Origin of the sequence: Nonomuraea sp. NPDC005692, from assembly GCF_040631115.1 — a bacterium.
In the GTDB taxonomy this organism is placed as follows: Bacteria; Actinomycetota; Actinomycetes; order Streptosporangiales; family Streptosporangiaceae; genus Nonomuraea.
In genome coordinates, this window is record NZ_JBEXYU010000002.1 from 130,132 (window position 1) to 149,107 (window position 18,976).

Annotated in this window: 18 protein-coding genes; 10 read left to right on the forward strand and 8 right to left on the reverse strand. The window is 71.6% G+C overall.

Annotated elements, in window-relative coordinates:
• Positions 1 to 195 precede the first annotated feature (195 nt).
• The 5 genes from ABZ459_RS05380 (at position 196) to ABZ459_RS05400 (ending at position 8,171) form a co-directional block, all read left to right on the forward strand.
• Positions 196 to 546, forward strand: coding sequence for an STAS domain-containing protein (locus tag ABZ459_RS05380; protein ID WP_043629845.1), 351 nt, complete (start codon positions 196 to 198; stop codon positions 544 to 546).
• 1 nt (position 547) lies between these two features.
• Complete coding sequence (locus ABZ459_RS05385; RefSeq protein WP_352357402.1) at positions 548 to 973, forward strand: ATP-binding protein; 426 nt, start codon at positions 548 to 550, stop codon at positions 971 to 973.
• 2,105 nt (positions 974 to 3,078) lie between these two features.
• Positions 3,079 to 5,379 carry a sodium-translocating pyrophosphatase gene (locus tag ABZ459_RS05390; protein ID WP_357967437.1) on the forward strand — a complete coding sequence of 767 codons (2,301 nt, stop codon included), beginning with the start codon at positions 3,079 to 3,081 and terminating at the stop codon, positions 5,377 to 5,379.
• 221 nt (positions 5,380 to 5,600) lie between these two features.
• Positions 5,601 to 6,068 (forward strand): histidine phosphatase family protein, encoded by a 468-nt coding sequence (locus ABZ459_RS05395; protein WP_357966189.1) that lies wholly within the window; start codon positions 5,601 to 5,603, stop codon positions 6,066 to 6,068.
• 15 nt (positions 6,069 to 6,083) lie between these two features.
• Positions 6,084 to 8,171 (forward strand): FUSC family protein, encoded by a 2,088-nt coding sequence (locus tag ABZ459_RS05400; protein WP_357966190.1) that lies wholly within the window; start codon positions 6,084 to 6,086, stop codon positions 8,169 to 8,171.
• Here ABZ459_RS05400 and serB read toward each other — a convergent pair.
• From serB to ABZ459_RS05420, 4 genes are all read right to left on the reverse strand, one after another.
• The gene (gene serB, locus ABZ459_RS05405) at positions 8,161 to 9,378 is read right to left on the reverse strand and encodes a phosphoserine phosphatase SerB (RefSeq protein WP_357966193.1); all 1,218 of its coding nucleotides are present in this window, start codon (positions 9,376 to 9,378) and stop codon (positions 8,161 to 8,163) included. The two genes, ABZ459_RS05400 and serB, sit on opposite strands and share 11 nt — an antisense overlap.
• Before the next feature lie 73 nt (positions 9,379 to 9,451).
• Positions 9,452 to 10,027 carry a hypothetical protein gene (locus tag ABZ459_RS05410; RefSeq protein ID WP_357966196.1) on the reverse strand — a complete coding sequence of 192 codons (576 nt, stop codon included), beginning with the start codon at positions 10,025 to 10,027 and terminating at the stop codon, positions 9,452 to 9,454.
• Positions 10,028 to 10,123: 96 nt separating this feature from the next.
• On the reverse strand, positions 10,124 to 11,134 hold the full coding sequence (locus ABZ459_RS05415; protein ID WP_357966198.1) for an S-adenosylmethionine:tRNA ribosyltransferase-isomerase: 1,011 nt from the start codon (positions 11,132 to 11,134) through the stop codon (positions 10,124 to 10,126).
• A complete protein-coding gene (locus ABZ459_RS05420; RefSeq protein WP_357966201.1) occupies positions 11,131 to 11,787 on the reverse strand; it encodes an SDR family oxidoreductase in 657 nt (218 codons plus the stop codon). Before ABZ459_RS05420 ends, ABZ459_RS05415 begins: the two co-directional genes overlap by 4 nt.
• Before the next feature lie 112 nt (positions 11,788 to 11,899).
• Between ABZ459_RS05420 and ABZ459_RS05425 the strand changes: the two genes are divergently transcribed.
• Positions 11,900 to 13,018, forward strand: a complete 1,119-nt coding sequence (locus ABZ459_RS05425) for a GAF domain-containing sensor histidine kinase (protein ID WP_357966203.1) — start codon at positions 11,900 to 11,902, stop codon at positions 13,016 to 13,018.
• Positions 13,015 to 13,638 (forward strand): response regulator transcription factor, encoded by a 624-nt coding sequence (locus ABZ459_RS05430; protein WP_357966206.1) that lies wholly within the window; start codon positions 13,015 to 13,017, stop codon positions 13,636 to 13,638. The genes ABZ459_RS05425 and ABZ459_RS05430 overlap by 4 nt, the downstream gene beginning before the upstream one ends.
• A gap of 29 nt (positions 13,639 to 13,667) precedes the next feature.
• Here ABZ459_RS05430 and ABZ459_RS05435 read toward each other — a convergent pair whose 3' ends face one another.
• On the reverse strand, positions 13,668 to 14,384 hold the full coding sequence (locus tag ABZ459_RS05435) for a hypothetical protein (protein WP_357966208.1): 717 nt from the start codon (positions 14,382 to 14,384) through the stop codon (positions 13,668 to 13,670).
• An 89-nt stretch (positions 14,385 to 14,473) separates the two neighbouring features.
• On the opposite strand from ABZ459_RS05435, the gene ABZ459_RS05440 reads away from it, so the two are divergent.
• From ABZ459_RS05440 to ABZ459_RS05450, 3 genes are all read left to right on the forward strand, one after another.
• Complete coding sequence (locus tag ABZ459_RS05440) at positions 14,474 to 15,262, forward strand: ABC transporter ATP-binding protein (protein WP_352319106.1); 789 nt, start codon at positions 14,474 to 14,476, stop codon at positions 15,260 to 15,262.
• A 95-nt stretch (positions 15,263 to 15,357) separates the two neighbouring features.
• Positions 15,358 to 16,275: an SPFH domain-containing protein gene (locus tag ABZ459_RS05445; RefSeq protein ID WP_357966211.1), complete on the forward strand. Its 918-nt coding sequence runs from the start codon at positions 15,358 to 15,360 to the stop codon at positions 16,273 to 16,275.
• Positions 16,276 to 16,326: 51 nt separating this feature from the next.
• A complete protein-coding gene (locus ABZ459_RS05450) occupies positions 16,327 to 16,557 on the forward strand; it encodes a hypothetical protein (protein ID WP_352319104.1) in 231 nt (76 codons plus the stop codon).
• Here ABZ459_RS05450 and ABZ459_RS05455 read toward each other — a convergent pair.
• The 3 genes from ABZ459_RS05455 to ABZ459_RS05465 form a co-directional block, all read right to left on the reverse strand.
• Positions 16,554 to 17,393 (reverse strand): NAD(P)H-binding protein, encoded by an 840-nt coding sequence (locus ABZ459_RS05455; RefSeq protein ID WP_357966213.1) that lies wholly within the window; start codon positions 17,391 to 17,393, stop codon positions 16,554 to 16,556. The two genes, ABZ459_RS05450 and ABZ459_RS05455, sit on opposite strands and share 4 nt — an antisense overlap.
• Before the next feature lie 29 nt (positions 17,394 to 17,422).
• On the reverse strand, positions 17,423 to 18,244 hold the full coding sequence (locus tag ABZ459_RS05460) for a Rieske (2Fe-2S) protein (protein ID WP_357966216.1): 822 nt from the start codon (positions 18,242 to 18,244) through the stop codon (positions 17,423 to 17,425).
• A 120-nt stretch (positions 18,245 to 18,364) separates the two neighbouring features.
• A complete protein-coding gene (locus ABZ459_RS05465) occupies positions 18,365 to 18,976 on the reverse strand; it encodes an HD domain-containing protein (protein ID WP_357966219.1) in 612 nt (203 codons plus the stop codon).

Genomic DNA, 18,976 nt, shown 5'->3' on the forward strand with positions numbered 1-18,976 from the left:
TGTGGGGAGGATGCCGAGGAAGTCACTGTTTCCAGTCTTGCATCGATGGGCAAAGTCGCCGGGAATCGTGATTTCGTATAGACACAAGCCAGACGCGTGGTTGAATGCCGCGCGTCAGGGTCGGACAGTCTGGGGCCACGCTCCAGATTGCCAGGCCCGCAAGAGTACTTTCGCAGGCGAGGCGCTGGAGGATCTGTGGATCTGAAGTTGGATCACCGCACCGAAGACCGACTCACCATCGTGGAGGTCGAGGGTGAGATCGATGTCTACACGGCGCCGAGATTGCGTGAGCTCCTCATCGACCTGGTGAACAAGGGCAACTTCCACCTTCTGGTGAACATGGAGAAGGTCGACTTCCTCGACTCCACGGGGCTGGGAGTGCTCGTCGGAGGGCTCAAGAGGGTCCGGGCGCACGACGGCTCGCTTGAGCTGGTGTGCACCCAGGAGCGCATCCTCAAGATCTTCCGCATCACCGGTCTGACCAAGGTCTTCGGGATTTACGCTTCCGTCGACGAGGCCAAGGAAGCTCACGGCAAAGACAAGTAGCATGGCTACCGTCGAGCTGACGTTCAGCGCTCTCCCCGCGCATGTGCGGACCGCCCGGCTGGTGGCCACGGCGATCGCCCGTCGTACCGGCGTGGAGGAATCGCTGCTGGACGAAGTCAGGCTCGCCGTGGGTGAGGCATGCTCCCGGGCGGTCGAGGCGCATCGACTTCACTGTCCGGGCGAGCCCATCCGCATCGAGCTACGTGACGACTCCGGGCGTTTCGAGGTCACGGTCAGCGATCTGGCCCCCAGTGACGAGATCAAGCAGGAGCAGCCGCTCGATCTGGGCATGCTCTCTGACTCGTTCATGTCAGGCTTCGGCATCGCCGTCATCTCGGGTCTGGCCGATGACGTCGAGGTCTTCCCCAGCCCCAAGGGGACGAACATCCGGATGAGCTGGCCCGCCTCCAACGGGGCGGGTTCCTGACCTGACGGCATTGGATCGGTCCCTTGTCTCCCAAGGGCCGTGTTCGAGCTGGTCGGGTGTGGTTGAGGGGCGATAGACGGGGATGAGGGGATGTCCGGTTGTGGCATGCCTTCCTCCCTGTCGAGTCGCACCACGTTTCCGCATGTCCTGACGAGGGTGCTGGTGCCTCGTTCTATCGGCATGCCCGGACGGCCTGCGTCGCTCTGCGAGAAAGTGGCAGCGTGCGCGCGGCCGCCGTAGGCCCGGCCAAGAGGTTGGCCAGGCCCGATGCAGGGCTCATCGATGTCCGGTGCAGGGGCTCGGCGCCGCAGAGGTCCGGTGTGGCCCGGCCGGAGGGATCCGGTGTGGCCCAGCGTGGCCCTGCTGCAGGGCTCTGGGCGATCGGTGCGGGATCCGGCATGGCGTCGAAGCAGTGCGAGGGCCGCGCGCCTCTACGTCGCACGCCTCTACGTCGCAGACCTACGGAGCTTCAGAGCAGGCCAGGGCCCGCTTTCCGCGCGTTCAACCGCTGTGCCGTGCGGCGCCCAATGCCGAAGGTCAATGCGGCGAGGGCCTGAGCCCGTGGGCTGAAGGCTTACCTCGCTCCGAAGGCTCCGCCTGGCAAGGGGCGCGACTGAGGGCCGGAAGGCCAGGGCGGCGAAGCAGGGCCTCGGCTGCCTGGCGTGTTCTGGCGGAGCGATACGACTGCGCCCTGTGATCTTGCTCGCCGCAGTGATGTCTGTGGAAGGCGACGGAAGTTTTCCACAGGCTGTGGATGGGCGGGGGATAGTCGGCCGGGTCGTCAAGAGGGCTCGCGCTGGCCGGTAGGGGGCATGGGGTTGAGGCGAGTGGCTGGCGGCGCCTGGAGGGAAGGCATGGCGGCTGCACATGGGGCTGTCAGGACCGACATCCAAGGGGCCGCGCGGGAGCCTCAGGCCGAGAGGCAGGCATCGGGTTTGGTTGTTGAGCTGGTGCAGCTTCTCGGCCGCCGTAGGGGCTTTGAGGCGGTGTAGGGGCCTTGGGGCGGATGCGGGAGCTCTGGGCTGTCATGAACGTGGCCTGGAGGGCGGGGCAGTGTCGGCCAGGGGCCCGAACAGCACCCGACCGAGAGGTCGGGGGGCGGCGCACGGAACTGGGAGACGCCGGGCGGCGGTGTCACTGGGTCGCATCTGCCGGCCGTGTCACCGAGCCGCGGGCCGGCGGGCCCGTGTCACTGGGTCGTGTCACTGGGTCGCGTCGGCCGGGTCGTGTCACCGGGTCGCGAATGCCCGGCCGTGCACTGGGTCGTGTCGGGCGGGTCGTGTCCGGCGGGCCACGTCCGCCCGGCAGTGTCATGGGGTCGCGTCCGGCGGGCCCGTGTCACTGGGGCGTGTCACCGGGCCGAGTCTGCCTGGCCGGGTCACCGGGGCGCGTCTGTCCGGCCCGGTCACCGGGTCGCGTCGGCCGGGCCGTGTCCGGGGGGCGTGTCACTGGGCCGTATCTGCTGGCCGTGTCGCCGGGCCGCGGGTCGGCGAGCCGCGGTTTCCTGGCCGTGCACTGGGTCGCCTCTGCCTGGCCGTGCACTGGGTCCGTCGGCCGGGCCGTGTCCGGGGGCCGTGTCTGCTGGCCGTGTAGCGTCTGCCCCCCGGTCACCGGGCCGTGTCCGGGGGGCGTGTCATTAAGCCGTGTTCGGCGGTTGTGGCGTTCGGCCGTATGGCGCGGATGGGGTGCCCCGAGGTGGCGACTGGATGGGCCGCCACGGGGTGTGCCGGAGGGTGGGGTGGCGGGTGGGGCTGCGGGGGTGGGATGGGTCGGCGTGTCGTGGGGATTAAATCTGGGTTTCGGGCGGTCCGATTTGTGGGGTTGTCATGCCCGTAAACCTGAGGAAATTTCGCCTGTCAGATCTCAAACCGGCCCGCTGTCAGGGGATTACTGAACGCCCGCGCAAATAGCCGCCCCGAGAGCCTTCATATCCGTTCAGTGCCTGCGTAGACTCCCGGCACCGGCCAAGGTGATCCGGCGGAACCGCGGATTCAACCGGAAGCGGCACCCACAACCCGGATGGTGCCGCACCCGCCCGCCGAGAAATCCGCAGCACCGTTCGGGCAGGACGACCGGTCTTGCCGAGGAGAACGATGAGCAGGCACATGCTGGCATTGGCGCCAGCGCCCAATCTGTCCCTGAGCGGTAACAATCTCACCATAGTGATCGTGGTAGCCGCGGTCGCGCTGATCGCGCTAGCCGTCGCCGGCGGCCTCGTACGCGAGGTGCTGTCCGCCGGCCAGGGCACCGAACGCATGCAGAACATCGCGCGAGCCGTGCAGGAAGGCGCGGCTGCCTATCTCACGCGCCAATTCCGCACACTGGCGATCTTCGTGATCGTCATTCCCTTCCTGTTGCTCTTGCTGCCGGGCGAAATGGACGTACGCGTCGGTCGCTCGATCTTCTTCGTGGTCGGTGCGGTGTTCTCCGCATTGACCGGATTCATGGGCATGTGGTTGGCGGTGCGCGGAAACGTGCGTGTCGCCGCCGCGGCCAACGAGTCGGGCGAGAAGCGCGCCATGCGCGTCGCCTTCCGCACCGGCGGCGTCGCCGGCATGTTCACCGTCGGCCTCGGGCTGCTCGGTGCGGCCGTGGTCGTCTTCATCTACCAGGGCGAGGCGCCCCACGTTCTCGAAGGCTTCGGGTTCGGGGCGGCGCTGCTGGCGATGTTCATGCGAGTCGGCGGCGGCATCTTCACCAAGGCCGCCGACGTCGGCGCCGACCTGGTGGGCAAGGTCGAGCAGGGCATCCCCGAGGACGACCCGCGCAACGCCGCGACGATCGCCGACAACGTCGGTGACAACGTCGGCGACTGCGCGGGCATGGCGGCCGACCTGTTCGAGTCGTACGCGGTCATGCTGGTCGCCAGCCTCATCCTGGGCAAGGTGGCCTTCGGCGAGCAGGGCCTGATCTTCCCGCTGATCGTGCCCATGATCGGCGTGCTGACGGCGATCATCGGCATCTTCGTCACCGGGCTGCGCGACCGCGACCGCAGCGGCATGGCGGCGATCAACCGCAGCTTCTTCATCTCGGCCGGGATCTCCGCGGTGCTGGTCGCCGCGGCGGCCTTCTGGTATCTGCCCAGCAGCTTCGGCGCCCTGTCGGGCTCGACCGTCACCTCCGACGCCGACCCGCGCCTGATCGCGGTGGGCGCGGTGCTGATCGGCCTGGTCCTGGCCAGCGCCATCCAGCTGCTGACCGGCTACTTCACCGAGACCAACCGCCGTCCGGTGCGCGAGATCGGCGAGAGCTCGGCCACCGGGCCGGCCACCGTCATCCTCGCCGGCATCAGCGTCGGCCTCGAGTCGGCCGTCTACTCGGCGCTGATCATCGGCGGCGCGGTCTACGGGGCGTTCCTGCTCGGGTTCGGGAACGTCACGATCGCGCTGTTCGCGGTGGCCCTGGCCGGCACCGGCCTGCTGACCACGGTCGGCGTCATCGTCTCCATGGACACCTTCGGCCCGGTCTCCGACAACGCCCAGGGCATCGCCGAGATGTCGGGCGACGTCGAGGGCGAGGGCGCGCGGGTGCTCACCAGCCTCGACGCCGTCGGCAACACCACCAAGGCCATCACCAAGGGCATCGCCATCGCCACGGCCGTGCTGGCGGCGACGGCGCTGTTCGGCGCGTTCCGCACGGCGGTGGAGGACCAGCTCTCCAAGGCCGGCCAGGACATCAAGGCCGCACTGGGCGCCTTCTCCACCTTCAGCCTCAGCATCGACCAGCCCAACGTGCTGGTGGGGCTGATCGTCGGCGCCGCGGTGGTGTTCCTGTTCTCCGGCCTGGCGATCTCGGCGGTCGGCCGCGCGGCCATGCGGGTGGTCTTCGAGGTACGCGACCAGTTCCGCAACAAGCCGGGCATCATGGACGGCACCGAGAAGCCCGAGTACGGCCGCGTCGTGGACATCTGCACCCGCGACTCGCTCCGCGAGCTGGCCACGCCCGGCCTGCTGGCGGTGATGACCCCGATCGCGGTCGGGTTCGCGCTCGGCTACGCGCCGCTCGGCGCGTTCCTGGCCGGCGCGATCGCCTGCGGCACCCTGATGGCCGTCTTCCTGGCCAACTCCGGTGGCGCCTGGGACAACGCCAAGAAGCTGGTCGAGGACGGGCACCACGGCGGCAAGGGTTCCGAGGCCCACGCCGCCACGGTCATCGGCGACACGGTCGGCGACCCGTTCAAGGACACCGCGGGCCCGGCCATCAACCCGCTGATCAAGGTGATGAACCTGGTGGCGCTGCTGGTCGCGCCGGCCGTCGTCCTGTACGCGGGCAACGCCGCGCTGCGGGTCGGCATCACGGCGGTGGCGGTGGCGGTGGTCGTGGCGGCCATCATCGTCTCCAAGCGCAGGTCGGTGACGAGCCAGCCGGCCAACAACGACCGCGAGCACGAGCCCGTGGCCTCGTAACGACCGATCGACGAGACGCCCGTCCCGGCCAGGGGCGGGCGTCTTCGCATGCGGGCGGGTGGCTGGCGCGGGGACGGCGGGGGTGCGGTGGGAAACTGGGCGGGTGGAAGAGGACAACCGGCCCTCGGGCGGGAAGACGCTGGGCCTGATCCTGCTGGCGATGCTGGTCATCCTGGGCGTGATCATCGGGCTCGGGCTCTGGGCGTCGAGGGGATGACGTGATGCGGACCCTGATACTGCTCCGCCATGCCAAGGCCGCGCAGGTGCCCGGTCTGGCCGACCGCGAACGTCCGCTGACCGAGCGCGGCGAGCGGGACGCCGCTCGCGCCGGCCACGAGATGAGGGCGGCCGGGCTGAGCCCCGACGCGGTGCTCTGCTCACCGGCGCTGCGGACCAGGCGCACCGCCGAGCTGGCCTTCCCGGGCATGGAGATCAGCTACGAACGCGACATCTACCAGGCATATCCCGAGGAACTGCTCGAACTGCTCCGCAGGACCGACGCGGACCTGGGCACGGTCGTGTTGTGCGGGCACAATCCCGCGGTGCACGAGCTGGCCCTGCAACTGGGCGGCGGCGACTACGGCTTCCGGCCGGGGGCGTTCGCGGTGATCCAGGTGGAGGCGGCGTGGGTAGACCTGTGGCCGGGGGAGGGACGCCTGGTCACGCACTGGGATCCCAAGGAGCACTGACCGGGGACGACGCCTATGCGGGGGGCCGCCAGAGCGCTGCGTGACGGCTTCTCGCTGCCCGCGCGTCCGCCCTGGGGGTACGGGTTGCTGTGCGGGCTCGCGGTGGCCGGGCCGCTGCTGGCCGGGGTGCTGGCGGGCAGGCCCCAGTCAGGGGCGTTCCTGGCACTCGGGGCCTATCTGACGGCGTTCGGAGACACGTACGGGCAGCCGTACGCGGCGCGGGCGCGGTCCATGGCCATCAAGATCGTGCTGATCGCCGGCGGGTGCTGGCTGGGCCTGTACCTGGCGGACCGGCCCTGGTGGGCGGTGCTGGCGCTCGGGGCGGTCGCCGCGGCGGGCGGCAGGTGGCGCACGGTGGGGACGCCGCCTGCGTTCGCCCTGGTCACCGGCTTCTACCTGGCGGTGCCCGCAGGTTTCGGGCCGCCCGAGCTGATGGTGTTCGGCGGCCTCCTGTACGCCGTGCTGGCCCTGGCCCTGTGGCCGTTGCGCCGGTTCGACCCGCTGGCGACGGCGCTGGGCGAGGCCGTCCGCGCCGTGGCCGGCCTGCTCGACGGGCTCGCCGGCGACGACTGGGACGACCGCAGAGAACGCGCGTCCAAGGCCCTGGAGACCGCGGCCACGGCGTCGGCGGCGTTCGAGAGCATGGACGCGGCCGGCCGGTCCGCCGACGCGTACGTCGAGGCGCTGGTCCGGATCTTCCACGAGACGGTGGCGCTGCGCGCCCTGCGCGCGGCGGCCCCGGATGAGCAGGACGGCATCGACGACGTGGCCACGACGCTGGCCGCGGACCTGCGGGAGGCCGCGGACGGGCGGCGGGCCGGGGTGGTGAAGGCGCTGGCCGTCACCGCCGACTACGCCGAACGCCTGGACGCGCGCGAGCCCGGCGGCGACCCGGCGGCGCTGCGCAGCGGCGCGGTGCTCGGGCAGGCCAGGCGCTGCCTGGACCGGATCGCGGTGGGGGTGCGCACGGTCGGCCTCCTGGCCGCCCGGCACGTGCCGCCCGCGGGCCGCGGGCTGCTGCCCGGGCTGTCCGGGCTGCCTGGAACGCCTCCGGCGGGCCGCCGGCTGTTCCCCCGGCTGCCGTGGAAGCCGCCGCCGGGAGGCTCGGGGCCCGAGCACGCCGGGCGGCTGGGGCTCACCGCCGCCGTGGCGATGGCGCTGATGCTGGGGGTGCACGAGCAGTACGGCAAGTGGTTCGTGTTCACCGTGCTGCTGGCGGTGCGGCCCACCTACGGGGACACCGTCGAGCGGGTGGTGCTGCGGGTGGCCGGCACCGTGGCGGGGGCCGCCGGGGCGGCGCTGATCCTGGCGGCGGTGCCGGGGCCGTACACGATCGTGGGGACGGTGCTGGTGTTCGGCACGCTCGGGTTCGCCCTGCGTGAGGTGAGCTACGGCTACTGGTCGGTCTTCGCGACGCCGCTGGCCATGATGCTCACCGACTTCTCGACCCGGCTCGACTGGGAGGCGGCGGGGATCAGGCTGGCGCTCACCGCGGGCGGCGGCGTGCTGGCGCTGGCGGCGGCCCGGCTGCTGTGGCCGCGCGGCCAGGCGGGACGGCTGCGCGGCCTGGCCGCCGAGCTGCTGCGCGAGCACGCCCACCTCGTCCGCGCGCTGGCCGAGGGCGACCTGGACCGGCTGCCCGACCGTACGGAGTCGGCAGGGACCGCGGCCGACCGGCTGCGCGAGTCGCTGGACAAGCTGGACAAGGAGCCGGGCGGCCGGGCGCCGGCCGAGCTGCGGGCCGCGCTGACGCTGGCCAGGAAGCTGAGGGACGACGCGATCCTGCTCGGCGCCGTGCTGCGCGGGGCCGAGCCCGGTTCGGACGCCACCGCCGGCGTGCTCGACGCGGTGGCCGACCGGCTGGACGCCGTGGGGCAGGCCGTACGGGAGCGCGAGCCGCCGCCCGCCGCCGACGCGTTCGAGTCGCAGCTCGACGAGGTGGCGCGGGAGGTCAGCTCGCTGATGGAGGAGGCGGCGGCGGGGGAGGGCACGGCCGTGCGCAGGCGGCTGCGGCACGCGGTGACCGCCCATCCGGCGCTCAGGTCGCTCTGCAAGGACGCGCTCGACCTGGCCGCCGAGGTCACCGCCCGGTTCAGGACGTGAGTACGCCGTCCTCGGCGTCGGCGGCCTCGACCTCGTCCCTGGAGATGCCGAGGAGGTAGAGGATCGAGTCGAGGTAGGGCGTGTTGACCGCGGTGTCGGCCGCCTGCCGGACGACGGGCTTGGCGTTGAAGGCGATGCCCAGCCCGGCCGCGGCGATCATGTCGAGGTCGTTGGCGCCGTCGCCGATGGCCACCGTCTGGGAGATGGGCAGCCTGGCCTCTTTGGCGAACCGCTCCAGCGCGCGCGCCTTGCCCGGCCGGTCGACGATCTCGCCGACGACCCGCCCGGTGAGCTTCCCGTCGATGACCTCCAGGACGTTCGCCGCCGAGTAGTCGATGCCCAGCTCCTCGACCAGGGCGTCGGTGATCTGGGTGAAGCCGCCGCTGACGATGGCGAAGCGGTAGTCGAGGCGCTTGAGCGTACGGACGAGGGTGCGGGCGCCCGGGGTGAGCACGACCTCCTGGCGCACCTGCTCGAACACCTCGGCCGGCAGCCCTTCGAGCAGCGCGACCCGGCGGCGCAGCGACTCGGCGAAGTCGAGCTCGCCGCGCATGGCCTGTTCGGTGACCCGGGCGACCTCGTCGAGGCAGCCGGCGTGCGCGGCCAGCAGCTCGATGACCTCGCCCTGGATGAGGGTGGAGTCGACGTCCATGACGATGAGCCGCTTGGCCCGGCGGGACAGGCCGGTGCGCTGGACGGCGACGTCGACCTCCTGGGCGGCGGCCTCGGCGGCCAGCTCGACGCGCAGGGCGGTCGGGTTGGCGCCGGAGACCGACAGCTCGATGCAGGTGACGGGCCACTGGGCGAGGCGTTCGATGCGGTCGATGTTGGCGCCGGCGGCGGCGATGCGGCCGGCGATGCCCGCGATGGCGGCGGGCTGGAGGGTGGCGCCCAGCACGCTGACCGACAGGCGGCCGCGGCGGCGCTGTTCCTTGGCCTGGGAGCCGGTGGAGAGCTCGACCTCCATGCCGAGGTCTTCGGCCACCCGTTCGACGGCGGTCCACATCGCGCCGAGGGTGGTGCCCGTGCCGGTGGACGGGCCGCCGGCGTACGCGACGAGCACGCCGAGCGTGAGCCTGCCGCGGATGACGACCTGTTCGATGTCCGCGACCGTCACCGGGAACCCGGACAGCACGGAGAAGAGCCTGGAGGTGACACCGGGCCGGTCGGGGCCGGTCAGGGTGATCAGGAGGGTGCGCTGGTCCACATCCAGCCACGGTACTGCGCCCGGTCCGGTGCCCGCGCAGCAGGCTCGCCATTCGGACACGGGCGCAGCGTGACTAGCGGACGATCCTGGTCTTGGCGGTCTTGGCGTAGCCGTGCACGGGGACGCCGACGCGCTCCAGCTCCTCCTCGGCCAGCGCCCACGTGCCCTTCTCCTGGTCCCACATGCCCTGCTGGACGTCGTAGGAGACCACGCCGAGGGTCGCCTTCTGCGTGCCCGTGGCGTTCTTCTTCAGCTTCGCGTAGAAGTCGAGGCGGACCCAGTCCTTCTTCTCCAGGACGTAGGGGACGCTGCAGTACAGGGCGCGGCCGTCGAGGCTGCAGACGGTGCCCTTCGGAGCGTCGTAGCGGACCCTGCGCAGGTCCACGCCCTTCGGGAACTGGCCGCCCACGAACCAGGCGTCGGCCGAGAACGGGCCGGTGTTGGTGGCCTTGAGGCTGTACCTGATCTGGCCGCCCGCCTTCGCGGTCTTCGACGCCTGCAGCTTGATGTCGAAGACCGCGAACGGGGCGTCGGCGGTCTTGGCGGCGTGGGTGGCGGTGGTCGTCGAGGCGGACGCGGGCACCGCCGGGACAATCAGCGCACCGGCCAGCAAAGCCAGCGAGGCGACCTTAGTGAGGGAGTTGCGCATTAACGTCTCCGGAGAGGAAGTGGCACGGGGACGCGCACGAACAAGCCCCCGTAAATGTCGGCTGTTCCTATCACGAGGGCAAAATCCATGTAAAGCTTATTTATCCAGAATCAAGTGCGTGTCGCCAAACTCGTGCCACAGATATCCCTTCCGCAGCGCCTCTTCGTACGCGCGTGCCAGCGCCTTCTCGTCGGCGATCGCCGTCAGCATGAGCAGGTGGCTGGAGCGCGGTTCGTGCAGGCCGGTGATCAGCCCGGTGACCGCCCGTACGCCGGTGGCCGGGGTGACGACGTGGCCGGTCCAGCCGGAGGCGGCGCCGACCTGGCCGTCCGGGCCCACGGCGGTCTCCAGGGCGCGTACGACGGTCGTGCCCGCGGCGACCACCCGGCCGCCGTTCCGCCGGGTCAGGTTGACCAGCCGGGCGGTGGCGGCGGGCACCTCGTACCGCTCGGCGTAGGGCCGCTCGTCCTTCTCGGGCGAGGCCACGCCGGTGTGCAGCGTGACGGGCGCGATCGCCACGCCCCGCGAGACCAGCGCGGTGACCAGCTCGGGAGTGAACGGCCGGGCCGCGCTCGGCATCTCCGCGCTGCCCGGCACGGTGGCGAACACCGTCTGGTAGGCGTCGATGGGCCAGTCGGCCGGCACGTACGAATAGCGGATCGGAGAGCCGTGCTCGCGCAGGTACGGCAGCACGTCCCGGTCCAGCAGCGCCCGCCACAGCCGCGGCGTCTCCCGTTCGATCAGCCGCAGCGTGGCCCGGCCGGGCAGCGGCAGCCACTCGCCCGGCTCGCCGCCCCCGTACGGCTCGGACGCCTTGGCCGTCCTGCGGCGCAGCTCGACCAGCCAGGTGCCGTCCTCGCGGACGGTCGAGAAGTGCACCGCGAGCCGGTCGAGCCGGACCGCGGCGGGCAGCGTCGCGGAGTTGTTGACCACGATCAGGTCGCCGGGGTCGAGCAGTCCGGGCAGGTCACCGAACCGGTGGTGGGCGGGCTCGGCCTCGCCGCGCGAGACCATCAGGCGCACCGCGTCCCTGGCCAGCCCGCGCGCCTCGGGCGGCTCGTGGGCCGACAGGTCGGCGGGCAGCGCGAAGTCCAGCAGCGCGGTCATTGCAGGCTCACCTTCCCGCCGGCCGGCCGGGACGTGACCAGGTCGCGCAGCGCCGCGGCCACCTTGGCGGGGTCGGTGGCCGACGACGCCTCCGCCACCCCGACGGCGTCGGCGAGCATGCGGGTGTTCATCTCCCCGGGATCGGCCCACCAGACCCGCAGGCCGGGCTCCTCGGCGGCCAGCACGTTCGACAGCTGCTCCAGGGCGGCCTTGGTCGCGCCGTAGCCGCCCCAGCCCTCGTAGGCGCCGGTGGCGGCGTCGGAGGTGATGTTGACGACGGCCCCGCCGGCCGCGCGCAGGGCGGGCAGCGTGGCCTGGATGAGCGCGAGCGGCGCGGTCACGTTCGTCTCCAGCAGGACCCGGAACGCCTCCAGCGGATAGCCCGCCAGCGGCGGCAACGGGGTCACCCCGAGGTCGCTTGCGTTGTTGACCAGGAGGTCCAGCTCGGGCACGGCCTGTCCCAGCCGCGCGACGTGCTCGGGGTCGGTCACGTCGCCGGGGATCGCGGTGGCGCCCAGCTCGTCGGCGACCCGGCGCAGCTCGTCCGCGCCGCGGGCGGTGAGCACGAGGTTCCAGCCCGCCTCCGCCAGGGACCTCGCCAGGGCGAGGCCGAGGCCGCGGGAGGCGCCGGTGATGAGAGCGGTGTTCGTCATGACATCGACGCTAGGATCGGCGCGCCGCGCCGGCATCGGCCGCAGGGCCCGCTCCCGCCTGGGCACATCGTCCTAGGACTCCGCCCCTGGACCGGGACCCTAGAGTGGGTCCGTGAGCTCACCCGACCGAGACGAGATCCTGCAGGCGGTGAGCTCCGCCGTGCTCGCGGTCACCCGCCATCTGTCGGTCCGCGAGGTGCTCCAGGTCATCGTACGGTCGGCGCAGCGCCTCCTCGACGCCCGCTACGCCGCCCTCGGCGTGCCCGACGACGACGGCTCGTTCGCCGAGTTCGTCGCCGAGGGCCTCACCGACAAGCAGTGGGAGGCCATCGGCCCGCTGCCCAGGCAGCACGGCATGCTCGGCGCGATGCTCCGCGAAGGCACCCCGGCCCGGCTGCCCGACCTGCGGGAGGACCCGCGGTTCGAGTGGTGGCCGAAGGCCCACCCGGTGATGAAGGACTTCCTCGGCGTCCCGATCCGCGACGCCGACCAGGTGATCGGCATCATCTTCCTGGCCAACAAGCGCACCCCCGGCGGGTTCACGCAGGAGGACCAGGAGCTGCTGACGCTGTTCGCCGCGCACGCCGCCATCGCGCTCACCAACGCCAGGCTCTACGAGCGCGGGCGCGAGCTGGCCATGCTGGAGGAGCGCAACCGGGTGGCCCGCGAGCTGCACGACGCGGTCACCCAGAAGCTGTTCTCGCTCCGGCTGACCGCCCAGGCCGCCGCCACCATGCTGGACAAGGCCCCCGAGAAGGCGCACGCCGAGCTCGAACGCGTCCAGCGTCTGGCCGGGGAGGCGCTGTCGGAGCTGCGCGCGGTGATCGTCGAGCTGCGCCCGGCCGAGCTCGACCGCCACGGGCTCGCCGAGACGTTGCGCAAGCACGTGCGCATGCTCGACCGGCTCCATCCCGCGCTGGTCACCTTCGAGTGCGACGAGCTGCCGCCGCTCGACTCGGCGGTGGAGGTGGCCGTGCTGCGGGTGGCCCAGGAGGCGCTGCACAACGCGCTCAGGCACTCCGGGGCCTCACGGGTGTCCGTACGCCTGGTGCTCGACGGCGGAGGGCTGGCGCTGACCGTCCACGACGACGGCGACGGCTTCGAGCAGGGGGAGTCGCACGGCCTGGGCCTGGTGTCGATGCGCGACCGGGCGGAGTCGGTCGGCGGTGTCATGACGGTCTCCTCGGCCCCCGGCCAGGGGACCGCCGTACGCGTGGAGGTGGGCGGGTGATCCGGGTGCTGATCGCCGACGATCATCCGGTGGTCCGGCAGGGGCTGCGGACGTTCCTCGACCTCCAGGACGACATCACCGTCGTCGGCGAGGCGGCCGACGGCGCGCAGGCCGTGGAGCTGGTCGGCGAGCTGACGCCCGACGTGCTGCTGCTCGACCTGAAGATGCCGGTGCTCGACGGGCTAGGCGCGCTGGAGCGGCTGGCCGGCTCGGCCACGCGGGTGGTGGTCCTGACGTCCGTGAGCGACCGGTCCGACGTCGGCCCGGCGATGCGGGCGGGGGCCGCGGGCTTCCTCTACAAGGACGTCGATCCGTCCGCGCTGGTCCAGGCCGTGCGCGCGGTGCACAACGGTCAGGTGCTGCTCGCGCCGGAGGCGGCCGAGGCGATGTTGTCCGCCCCGGCGCCCGCGGCCGCCGTGCCGGGGCCGGCGCCGCTGACCGAGCGCGAGCGCGAGGTGCTCGCCCTGATCGCGGCCGGGCGGTCCAACAGGGAGATCGCGCGGAGCCTCGCCGTCGCGGAGAAGACGGTCAAGACCCATGTGTCGAACGTGCTGATGAAGCTGGGCGTCCAGGACCGGACCCAGGCCGCGCTGTACGCCGTCCGGCACGGCCTGGCCTGACTCTCGGCCGGTCGGGGCCCGCAAGCCGCCTACGAGTGGCGTACCGGCTCGAAGATGGCGTGATGGGCGGCCACCAGGGCGCGGCGGACGGCCCGGTCGAGCTCCCGCAGGGCCGCGGCCCTGGCCGCGACCTGGGTCGAGGTGAGCCCGCGGTCGTCGGCCAGGACGAGTACGGCGGCCAGCCGGGTGGCCAGCGTGGAGACGCGGTGGGCGCGGGCCGGGTAGCCGGGGGCCAGCTCGCCGCCGCGCTGCGACCGGTCGGGGCGGGCCTGGGCCGGGCCGTCGACGCCGGTCAGCGCCTCGGTGGCGGCGCGCATGGCCGACGACAGCTCGTGCTCGGCCTCGGCCAGCGACGGCAGGTCCTGGCGTACGGGCCCGGCGTCGTGCACCTCCAGGCGGGTCCCCACGTACGAGGAGCCGCGCCGGTCGGGGACGGGCACCAGGCCGAGCCGCCGGTCGCGCAGCACGGCGACCGCGGCCTGCCCGGCCTCGACGGCGGAGGAGTTGAACGTCGCCGGCCCGGACAGCCCCAGCGGGTCGCCGGGCGCGGGAAGGGCGAGCCGGAACTCGTGCAGACCGTCGGACCGCAGGTTTGCGAGGTATTTACGCAGCGGCACGTCACCGGCGACGACGGGCCCCGCGACGGCTTCCACGTGGTCAGCCGCCTCGTCGAGGCCGACGTGACCGGAGAGCCACGCGTTGCCCCAGGCGACGAGCGAGGGACAGACAGGTGATTCAGGGTGCACCGATCCACGATAAGCGCTCGCCCTGCAATAGGTTTGTCCCCAGGGTGACTCCAAAGGTCTCCAGGGTGACTCCAAAGGAGGGAACGGGGATGGGTGGTCAGGTGCTGCGGCTCCAGGACGTCGCCGTCAGGCGCGACGGAGCGGCCCTGCTGCGCGGCATCGACTGGACGGTCAACGAGGACGAGCGCTGGGTCGTCATCGGTCCCAACGGCGCGGGCAAGACCACGTTGTTGCAGGTCGCCGCGACGTTGCTCTATCCGACCGAGGGCGTGGTCGAGGTGCTGGGGGAGCGGCTGGGGCAGACCGACGTGTTCGACCTGCGGCCGCGCATCGGGCTGGCGAGCGCCGCGCTGGCCGAGCGCATCCCGCCGGAGGAGAAGGTCATCGACCTCGTCCTGACCGCCTCGTACGCCATCATGGGCCGCTGGACGGAGGAGTACGACTCCAACGACGTGACCAGGGCCGTCGAGCTGATCGACATGATGGGCGCGGCCCACCTGATCAGGCGGCGGTTCGGCACACTGTCCGAGGGCGAGCGCAAGCGGGTGCAGATCGCCCGCGCGCTCATGCCCGACCCCGAGATGCTCCTGCTCGACGAGCCGGCCGCCGGCCTCGACCTGGGTGGCAGGGAAGATTTGGTGCGCCGGCTGTCGGCGCTGGCCGGCGACTACCGCTCGCCGACGCTGGTGCTGGTGACGCATCACGTCGAGGAGGTGCCGAGCGGGTTCACGCACGGCCTGCTGCTGCGGCACGGGTCCGTGGTGGCGCAGGGGCCGCTCGACCACGTGATGACGGCCGACAACCTGTCCCGTACGTTCGGGGTGCCGCTGACGCTCGACCGGAGTGCCGAGGGCCGCTGGTACGCCAGGGCACACTGACCTCACTGGATCACCATTTATGCGGATATCGGTCGCCTAAAGGTGAAACGAAATATCATGCACCGAGTCGGTCCCCTCGACTCCGGAGCTTCGCCATGTCGACCGAGCAGCTCATCGTCGCCCTCGTCGTGGTCGCGGCGATGGGTTTCGTGGTGGCCCGCAGCATCCGCATCATCCCGCAGGCCACGGCCGCCATCATCGAACGGCTGGGCCGCTACCACCGCACGCTGACGCCGGGGCTCAACATGGTGGTCCCGTTCGTCGACCGCATCAAAGACCTGATCGACCTGCGGGAACAGGTGGTCTCGTTCCCGCCGCAGCCGGTGATCACGTCCGACAACCTGGTGGTGTCGATCGACACGGTCATCTACTTCCAGGTCACCAACCCCAAGGCGGCCACGTACGAGATCGCGAACTTCCTGATCGGCGTCGAGCAGCTGACCGTCACCACGCTGCGCAACGTGGTCGGCGGCATGGACCTGGAACGCACGCTGACCTCGCGCGAGGAGATCAACACCGAGCTGCGCGGCAGCCTCGACGAGGCCACCGGCAAGTGGGGCATCCGGGTCAACAGGGTCGAGCTGAAGGCCATCGACCCGCCCGTCTCCATCCAGGACTCGATGGAGAAGCAGATGCGCGCCGACCGGGACAAGCGCGCCGCCGTGCTCGCCGCCGAGGGGCAGCGCCAGGCGGCGATCCTGGCCGCCGAGGGTGACAAGCAGGCGGCCGTGCTGCGCGCCAGGGGCGAGGCGGAGGCCGCCGTGCTGCGGGCCCAGGCGGACGCCGAGGCCCAGGCCATGCGCGCCAAGGGCCAGGCGGACGCGATCGGCATGGTGTTCAAGGCCATCCACGACGGGAAGCCCGACCAGGGACTTCTGGCCTACCAGTACCTCCAGACCCTGCCCGAGATCGCCAAGGGCGACGCCAACAAGGTCTGGATCGTGCCCTCGGAGATGGGCAAGGTGCTGGAAGGGCTGGGCGGGCTGTTCGCGCCGAAGAACCCGGAAGGATAACTCAAACACATGTACGGATAAATACCGGACTAAGTGGGTATAAATCAGTACATGAAGGGTGATCGGGTGGAGATCGTCATCGACGCGGGCGGCTCCCCGCGAACCTACGAGGTCACGGCCACCCGCGCGGGCCGGCGCGTCGAGGTGGCCAACCGGCGCGGGCTGGTGGAGGTGAGCGAGGTCACCCGGAGCGGCACGCCGGTACGCACGGCCCGCTTCATGTCCAGCCGGATCCTCGCCCTCGTGGAGCATCCGGCCGACGAAGCCGCCGGGGACGACTAGCGGAAGTCCGCCACGTGGTCCTCGGCCCACTGGCGGAAGGTCAGCGCGGGCCGGCCGAGCAGCCGCTCCACCGTGTCGGTGACCCGCTCCGGGTTGTGCACCGCCGCCCCCCAGCCCTTCAGCGCGCTCTCCACGAACCCCGGATCGCCCCAGGCGGCCGTCAGGTGCCGGCGGGCCTCGTCCAGCGGCTGCTCCTCCCAGCGCACCTCGTGCCCGGCCACCTCGCCGATGATCCGCACCTGCTCGGCCTGGGTGAGCTGCTCGGGGCCGGAGAGCATGTACTTGCCGCCTGTGTGGCCGGCCGAGGTGAGCACGTGCGCGGCCACCGCGGCGATGTCCTTCTCGTGGATCAGCGCCCTGACCGCCTGCCCGAACGGCCAGCGCACGACCCCCTGCCGGATCTGGCCGGCCCAGCCCAGCGTGTTGGCGGCGAAGCCGCCGGGCCGCAGGAACGTCCAGGCCAGCTCGGAGTGCCGGATCAGCCGCTCGACGCTCTGGTGGAACAGCGTCGGCTCCTCGCCGTCGGCCAGGTCCTCGACGTCGGCGGACAGGTAGACCACGCGGCGGGCGTGCCTGGCGATGGCCGTCACCGCGTCCGCGGTCGCCGCCTCGGAGTAGCCGGGCCACAGCAGGAAGACGCTCTCGACGTCGCGCAGCGCCGGTTCAAGGGTCTCGGGCACGGTCAGGTCGCCGCGCACCGCCTCCACACCCTCGGGGAGCCGGGCCTTGTCAGGGTTCCTGACCAGCGCCCGTACATCCAGGCCCGCCTCCGCGAGCTGGGAGACCACATGTTTGCCCACATTGCCGGTCGCGCCGGTCACCAGAATTTTGCTCATGGCCCCGACGGTAGGACCTCAAGTTAAGTTCAGGTCAACCCCGGCCGTACCTGGATCGTGCCGTCGCGGCGGATGCGGGTCTCGAACATGGGCGCGGGCGCGGTCGCGGGACCGTGTTTCACCGAGCCGTCGGTCAGCCGGAACGTGCTGCTGTGCCACGGGCAGACCACGCACGCCTCGCCGTCCTCCATGACCAGCCGGCCCTGGTGCAGCGGACCGGCCAGGTGCGGGCAGCGGTCGGCCAGCACGGTCACCCCGTCGCCCTGGCGCAGCACGAAGAGCTGGATGTAGCCGAGCCGGCGCGCGACCGGTCTGCCGTCGGGCAGGTCCTTGAGCGGGCACAGGTCGTGCCAGCCCAGCGGTACGAGATGGGTTACCTGCGGCGCGTGGTTGGCCCCCGCGGCCTGGCGGTAGGCCATGTGGCCGCCGAGGTAGCCGCCCAGCCCGCCCAGCCCGAGCCCCGCGTACGACAACATCCGCCCGGCCCGCTCGGCGCCGCGCAGCCGGGCCACCAGCGAGGCCGACATCAGGCCGAGGGCGGCCATGTTGGCGGCCATGTGCACGAAGCCCACGCGTTGCTGCTCGCGGTGGAGCGAGGACCAGTCGGTCAGCCCGGCCGCCGCCGTGGGCAGCGCGTTGCCGATGCCCGTGGCCAGGAGCAGCCTGCTCGCCCTGGGGTCGGCGTGGGCCAGGTCGAGCACGGCGGCCGACAGCCAGCAGCCGAGGGTGACCGTGGCCAGCGGCGGGTGCAGCGGTTTCCCCGTGGGCACGCCGTGCAGCAGGTCGCGCAGAGTGCCCTGACGCAGGCGCTCGCGTACGAACTTGGCCAGCCCCCGGATCGGTTTGTCCATCGCCTTCGACTTCTCGAGTCGATCGGCGAGGTCAACCGGACCGACGAAACCCCGCAATTGCCGACGTCTCGCTCGCACTGTCTCTTTCACGACAAGTCCCCTACCCCGGCCTTGACGGGATCACTCGGAGAGGTGTCCCCTGGCCACGGAGAGTTCTACCAGCTCCAGCGCGTACGCGCCGAGCGAGGGCGATCCCTCCTGGATGATTTGCACCTTCTCCCGGACCTCGCCGGCCGTCACCTTGAACAGCGGCCACGTACCGCCCTCGGTGTGGTGGTTGGCCAGGATCGGGGCGAACCGGTCGAGCGCCTTGGCGAACCTGGCCTCCGGCGTCTCCCTGGCCTCGAACTCGTCCCAGAGCTCCCGCAGCCGGGCGCCCTGCTCGCCGGGGAGCAGGCCGAAGATGCGGTCGGCCGCGGCGGTCTCGGCGGCGGCCTGGGCGGCGACCGCCACGTGGTCGTAGACGAAGGTGTCGCCGGCGTCGATCTCGACCAGGTCGTGCACGAGTAACATCGCCACCACCCGCTGCAGGTCCGTTCCGGGCGGGGCGTGCTCGCCGAGGACCATCGCCAGCGTGCCCACGTACCAGGAGTGCTCGGCGGAGTTCTCCCGCCGCGACCCGTCGATCAGATGGTTGCGGCGGATGATCCGCTTCAACTTGTCGATCTCGACGGCGAACGCGATCTGGGCGTACAGGCGGTCCTCTTCTGGCGCGATAGTCACGCGCGACAC